6 protein-coding genes and 1 pseudogene are annotated in these 5,873 nt (G+C 69.1%); 2 read left to right on the top strand and 5 right to left on the bottom strand.

Features of this window, described 5'->3' with window-relative positions; genetic code table 11:
- Window positions 1-314: 314 nt before the first annotated feature.
- Window positions 315-1,019: an A24 family peptidase gene (locus tag ABZ719_RS37110; RefSeq protein ID WP_366729579.1), complete on the bottom strand. Its 705-nt coding sequence runs from the start codon at window positions 1,017-1,019 to the stop codon at window positions 315-317.
- A 295-nt stretch (window positions 1,020-1,314) separates the two neighbouring features.
- On the opposite strand from ABZ719_RS37110, the gene ABZ719_RS37105 reads away from it, so the two are divergent.
- Complete coding sequence (locus ABZ719_RS37105; protein WP_366729578.1) at window positions 1,315-2,703, top strand: DUF2637 domain-containing protein; 1,389 nt, start codon at window positions 1,315-1,317, stop codon at window positions 2,701-2,703.
- A 621-nt stretch (window positions 2,704-3,324) separates the two neighbouring features.
- Here ABZ719_RS37105 and ABZ719_RS37100 read toward each other — a convergent pair.
- On the bottom strand, window positions 3,325-3,765 hold the full coding sequence (locus tag ABZ719_RS37100) for a hypothetical protein (RefSeq protein ID WP_366729577.1): 441 nt from the start codon (window positions 3,763-3,765) through the stop codon (window positions 3,325-3,327).
- A gap of 84 nt (window positions 3,766-3,849) precedes the next feature.
- Window positions 3,850-4,122 (bottom strand): hypothetical protein, encoded by a 273-nt coding sequence (locus ABZ719_RS37095; RefSeq protein ID WP_366729576.1) that lies wholly within the window; start codon window positions 4,120-4,122, stop codon window positions 3,850-3,852.
- A gap of 79 nt (window positions 4,123-4,201) precedes the next feature.
- Between ABZ719_RS37095 and ABZ719_RS37090 the strand changes: the two are divergent.
- Window positions 4,202-4,543, top strand: a pseudogene (locus ABZ719_RS37090) (transposase); the annotation flags it as partial.
- Between the two features lie 62 nt (window positions 4,544-4,605).
- On the opposite strand, the gene ABZ719_RS37085 reads toward ABZ719_RS37090, so the two are convergent.
- Window positions 4,606-5,118 (bottom strand): GNAT family N-acetyltransferase, encoded by a 513-nt coding sequence (locus ABZ719_RS37085; RefSeq protein WP_366729575.1) that lies wholly within the window; start codon window positions 5,116-5,118, stop codon window positions 4,606-4,608.
- A 176-nt stretch (window positions 5,119-5,294) separates the two neighbouring features.
- Window positions 5,295-5,873 (bottom strand): transposase (locus ABZ719_RS37080; RefSeq protein WP_366729574.1); only part of this gene is annotated, 579 nt, incomplete at its 5' end.

Raw genomic sequence — 5,873 nt, 5'->3', positions numbered from 1 at the left:
GTCCAGCAAGACCACCCCTGACACAACACCAGCCGACTACACTCCAGACGACGCCTCTGACCAGGCCAGATAGCGAAACGCTGCTGGAGTACTAGTGGCCCACATCGGCGTCTAGGTCGCGACGGCGAGGGCGGCACCGCGCGCGTCGGCGTGCTGCACGCCGGCGGCCCAACGGCCGCCGTCCGGTCTTGGGGACGGGGGACATCTGCTCGGCGGACGGGAGAACGTGGACCCCGGGGCCGGGTGAGGCCCACTCGATCGCGGCGGACAGGCCGACCTCAATCGCGAGTGACGTTCCGGCCGTCGACGGAGGACTACGACACGCAGACCGACACACCGAGCGCACCAATGATCATGTACGGGCCGAAGGCGATGCGACCGCGGGTGCGTCCCTGGAGCAGGTTCACCGTGGCGCCGAGGGCGAACATCGCGAAGGTGCCCACGAGCACGGTGGCCCAGTTGTGCCAGCCGAGCAAGGCCCCGAGGGTGGGGGCGAGCTTCACATCGCCGAGTCCGATGCCGCCGAAGGTCATGAGGGCGAACGCGGAGCCGAGCGCGGCGGCGGCGGCAAGACAACGGGCGAAGCTGCCAGGTTCTCCGGCGGCTGCTGCGGCTGCCAGCAGGGTGATCGTCCCGGCGAAGGCGGGAACGGTGAGGATGTTGGGGAGCCGGTGCACTTTGGCGTCGATCAGGATGAGCGCGCTGCCGCAGGCGGCGACCCAGTAGTGCGCGGCGGCCAGCCAGCCCGTCAGGCCGGTGGCGGCGACGAGGGCGAAGGCGAGCGCGGTCATGGCCTCGGGGAGGCCGCGGGCCGGGTACCAAGGCGTGCGGCATGACGCACAGCGGCCTCGGGGCGGTGCCAGGAGCCGGATGGCCGCTTGGGCTGGTGTGCCACATGAGGGGCAGGCGTGCCGGAGCGGTGAGCCGGCGGGCACGGCTCTGGTGAACAGCAGCGGACGGGTGGCGGTGCCGACCAGGGCACCGGCGAGCAGGGCGACGGTCGTGGTCAGCGCGGTCATCACGGCGGCTCCCGGTGTCGTTCTGCCCCGGCATATGTCGGGATCTTGAAGCCTATGCGAGTCGTCCCCACGGTTCGATGGGGTATCGGGGACCAGGTCGAAGGCAACAACCAGGTCACGGCGCGAGCAAGGGCCCTGATCACGGTGGATGCGCCGGGCCGACGCTCCTACCGTTCAGATTCAGAAGCGCGATCACCGAACCGCGGAGGGGCGGAATGTCACACGGCGGCGACTGATCGCACCTCTATAGGCGACAGCGCCGAGCGCACGGGCACGACGAAGGGGGCATGGGTCCATGACGATCACCGCCGATCTCGGGAAGGCGGGGGCGGTCGGGGGCGGTCGCCGCCGAGTCGTGTGGACCCGTGGCCGCCGCATCACCTTCGGGATCATCGGGTTCGGGTCCCTGCTGATCGCCCTGACCGGCTTCGTCGGCTCCTACACGGCCGTACGCGACCTCGCCGAGGAGAAGGGTTTCGGCTGGTTTGCCAGCATCTTTCCCCTTGGGATCGATATTGGCATCATCACGATGCTCGCCCTTGATCTTGCCCTGACCTGGGTCGACTTGCGGTATCCGCTCCTGCGGCACATCGCCTGGCTGCTGACCGTGGCAACGGTTGCATTCAACGCTTTCTCGTCTTACCCGGACATACTTGCATCTTTCATGCATGCAGCGATTCCCTTGCTGTTCATCGCGATCACCGAGGCAGTCCGGCATGCGATCGCCATCGCGACGGCGCGCGAGGAAGGGCGGGAGGAGTATGCGCTCTCACTGGGCCGGTGGCTTCTCGCCCCATGGTCGACCTGGTTGATCTGGCGCAGCAGGAAGCTGTGGCCGAGCACGATCTCCTCGTACGAGGTGGCGCTGGCGCTGTACCAGGAGAAGCTGGACTACCGCCGGGAGTTGCGGGACGCCTACGGCTGGCGCTGGCGGAGGAAGGCCACGCGCGAGGAACTGCGGCCGCTGCGCCGCAGCCGTCTGGGATACGCCGTCCGTTCGGCAGCAGAGTTGCACCGTCCGGAGTGCGAGGACGTGGACAAGCAGACCGCATCCGCCGCACCCACCGCGCCGGGGGTCGTGCTCGAGAAGGCGTCGGTCAGCCAGGCGCCGGCCTTGTCCCCGGCCATCGGCTCGGTGTCGCCCGAGCCGGAAGACTCCGGCGAGCACGAGCGCGCGCAGTGCCCGCCGTCGGAGCGCGAGCGAGCCGTCACCGAGTCCGCGGAGGAGGCGCTGCTCGAGCACCCGCATGAGGACCTGCTTCCCGGCGGCACCCCGGCCAACCAGGAAGCCGAAGCAGACGATGAAGACCCTGTCGAGCGGCGTGAGCCCGAGACGGGGCAGGCTGGCCATCCGGCCAGGGGCCAGGCCGGCGTGGATGAGGCCGAAGACGAGGAGAGCCCCGAAGAAGGCGATGATTCCGCCCCTGCTCCGCCGCCGACGGTTGAGCTGGGACCTGCTCCGGCGAACGAGAGCAAGAGGCAGCGGGCCGAGCGGATATATCTCGCGCACCAGAAGGCGGGCGTCGAGCTCACCCGCAAGGACCTGACGCGGTGGGCCGGATACCGGAACGAGGGATCGGGACGGAGCGCCTACAACGACCTGGAGCGCAAGCACGGGCCGATCGTGGCCGACGAGACGGCGTGGGAGACCGGGCGCCCCGAGCTCACCGCTGTCCCGTCGTAGTGAGCGGCCCTCGTACGGCAAGCCGGCACCGACTGTCGCGGGGCGCGCGGCCCCACAGGGCGGGCATGCAGAGTGGCAACCGTCCGCCCGGCCAGCCCGTTCTCGCTGATCGGCTCGGCGATCATCCCTGCCTCAGCAGGTCGCCCCCGCGCCGGGAACCGGCCCGCGGCGCCGGCAGTCCCGCCCGTGGTGAGGCACGGTCTTGGCCGGCGCAGGAAGCCCAGCCCGTCGGCCGGTTCACTCCGCGGGAGCGCGTCGCCGTCGAGTGCCGGATTCCCGTGCTGGAGCGGGTGATGCACGGTCTCCCTCGGCCCCGGCGATCAGGCGGCCGTGCGTCGGCTGGGCCTCGACCCATCCGTCGGCTGTGAGCTCGACCTGGTACCGGCGGGAAAACGGCGCCTCGCGGCACGCGTTGAGCACCTCCTCCTGGTCGTAGGAGGAAGCGATGACGCGCTCGTCGGCGAACTCGTCCTCCTACACAGCGACGCCGAACAGCACTGCGTCCGTCATCCTGTCCCCCCCCGGGCAGATCCCTCCACGGTATTCCAGCACCCTTGTGCGCCGCCCCGGTCCGGTCCCGCTGCGTCCGGCAGTCCCAACTGGATCTGGAACGACCTTGGTTCAGACGTCGGCGCGCGTCGGCGCGATGAACCGGCGCATCGCGACCATGAGCAGACCGGCAGATGCGAAGCCGACCAGCGGCCCGGCCGCACGCACCGCCAGGTCCGCCCCACCGGCAAGGTCCAGGGTGTTCGCAACCGAGACGGCGCCGGCCCATCCGGCACCCCACAGCACCATGCAGCCCAGGAACAACAGGGCGACCCGCATGCCGAGCGACACCCGGGACGCGGGCCGCGCCGCGGGCCCGAGGCAGCGCCTCGCGTGAGCGGCATACGCCTCCCACGCCTGCTGGGGCGTGTCCGGGCGGTGGGGAGGCAGCCGGCCGCACGAGCACAGGGCCCTGTGCTGGGCCTCGCCAGCAGCCGTGGAGGCGTCCTCGTCGATGACGAACTGCGGCTCATGCCGCCCTTCGTCGATGACGAACCGGTCATAATTCACCACGACTTGATGTCCCTTCGGTGAGGAGAGCCCGCAGGCCGCCTCCGCTCAGCGGTGAAAACCGGCGGCGGGACAAGCTCGGCGGAGTCAAGGCAGTTGGCAGCCGAGCTGTTCCAGGACCTCACGGGTGCCGCGGTCCTGCGGCCGCAGCGGATGTGTCCCGCCGTCCTCGGCCGGGCCGAGCCGCAGCGTCGTACCCCCGCTGATCGGGCGGATCACCAGGGTCTTGCCCGCGACCTCGGACTGGATCGCGTCGTGGCGGTAGGGACTGGCGGCCAGGCAGCCGTCGCTGAACTCACGCTCGTAGCGCTCGAACGGGCCCGCGAAGAAGTAGCCCGCGACCGGCCCTTGCACCTGCATCACCAGGTAACTGATCGTTTCAAAATGAGTTGTGCTGCGGGTCTTGCGCTCAAAGATCTTGGTCGGCAGGGTGTCAGGTGTGCGTGTTGATCTTGTTCCTGACGACCTGTGGGAGCGGGTTGCTCCGTTGCTGCCGACTGCTCCTGAACGGCGTCACCGCCATCCCGGGCGGTTGCGTGTTCCGGACCGTGTGGCACTCGCCGGTGTGATGTACGTGCTGCGGACCGGTGTGGCCTGGCGCGACGTCCCGGCGGAGACCGTGGGCTGCTCCGGGGTGACGGCCTGGCGCCGGCTGCGGGACTGGAGCGAGGCCGGCGTCTGGCCACGCCTGCACGCCGCCCTGCTGACCGAACTGCGCCGCGCCGGCCTGCTGGATCTGGGTGACTGCGCCGTGGACGGGTCTCACGTCCGGGCCCTCAAAGACATCTCAGGGGGCCAAGAAGTCAAGCTGGTCAGGTGAGATCGTAGGGCAGCTCCACTGGGTCAAGATGGTCCGATGTCGTCTTGGATGCGTGCGTGGAGGTGTTCGTCGTGCCAGCCGTCGGCGTGGAGGAGCGCGCTGCGCATCGTCCCTTCCAAGGGGAACCCGGCTTGCATGGCGACCCTGCAGGAGGCCGTGTTGGCCACGGAGTGTGTGATGCGCAGGCGATGGAGTCCGAGCGTGTCGAAGGCCCATTGGCTGACGGCGAGAGTGGAGTTGACCATGGCTCCGCGCCCGCGGCCGGCAGGCAACAGCCAGTAGACGAACTCGCCGCTGCCGCCTCGCAGGTCCAGGTCGGCGAGGCCGATCAATCCGACAGGGACGTCGTCGTCCACGGGAGCGATGGCCCAGATGGCGGCCTCCTCGTTCTGCCACCGCAGCTTCCAGCGCGCGATCTTCTCCCGGGCCGTGTCGGTGGTCAGTAGACCGGGGCGGTTCCAGTGCTGGATGTCCAGGTCGAGGCAGGACTGCACCAGGACCTGCGCGTCGCTCTCCCGCCAGGGGCGCAGATGCATGCCCCCGGAGAGTGCAAGGTCGGGCTGCCGTATCTGCTTCATACGGCCAGGCGGCACCACAGGGCCTATCGGATTGATCATCAAGCCATCATGCTAAGGAGGAGCTGCCCCTTGTCGCGAGCGTCGTGACAACGGCTCGAAGTGGGCGTCTTCGCCACCGGTGGCAGACTCCCGAGTCACGCGGGTGCATGAAGTAGTGGTGCGAAGGCGCGTTCTTCGTCGAAATGCTGTCGGGTTTGAAGGCAGTGGTGGAGCTGGCCGAGGAAGCGGTTCAGCAAGTGCCGTTGTGCGGCGGCGTGCCAGTCGCCGTGCTCGCGTCGGCGTCGGTAGTGCGCGTTCGCTCCCGGTGAGGCGGTGAGGGCGGCGAAGGTCCAGAGGAAACCGGCGTTGATGAGGCGGTTGTTCTTGACGAAGCGGCGGCCGACGAACCGTTTCTTGCCGGAGGCGCGGGTGATGGGTGCGGATCCGGCGTACGACTTCAGCGCCCGGGCGTCGGTGAACCGTGCCCGGTCGTCGCCCAGCTCTGCGAGCACGCGGGCGCCGAGCATGGGCCCCAGGCCGGGGAAGCTGAGCAGGATCTCACTGTCGGCGTGCTGCTGAAAGGCGGCTGTGGCCGCCTCCGCGAGATCGTCCGCGGCCTCGCATGTAGCACCCAGTTGCTTACTGATTTCGGCTCGTCGGGGTGAACCTTCATGAAGTCTGTGAGGGACCCGGAGTGATGCCTGTATCCCATGGTGTGTGAGATATGCGGATGG

Origin of the sequence: Streptomyces sp. NPDC006743, assembly GCF_040703815.1 — a bacterium.
In the GTDB taxonomy this organism is placed as follows: domain Bacteria; phylum Actinomycetota; class Actinomycetes; order Streptomycetales; family Streptomycetaceae; genus Streptomyces.
The sequence above is the reverse complement of the archived record's forward strand: the minus strand, read 5'-3'. Positions and strand labels throughout refer to the sequence as shown.

Excerpts from the sequence above, each read along its gene's own strand:
- ABZ719_RS37085 (WP_366729575.1), bottom strand. The coding sequence starts at position 5,118 with ATGCATCTGCGCCCCTGGCGGGAGAGCGACGCGCAGGTCCTGGTGCAG.
- ABZ719_RS37095 (WP_366729576.1), bottom strand. The coding sequence starts at position 4,122 with ATGCAGGTGCAAGGGCCGGTCGCGGGCTACTTCTTCGCGGGCCCGTTC.
- ABZ719_RS37105 (WP_366729578.1), top strand. The coding sequence starts at position 1,315 with ATGACGATCACCGCCGATCTCGGGAAGGCGGGGGCGGTCGGGGGCGGT.
- ABZ719_RS37110 (WP_366729579.1), bottom strand. The coding sequence starts at position 1,019 with ATGACCGCGCTGACCACGACCGTCGCCCTGCTCGCCGGTGCCCTGGTC.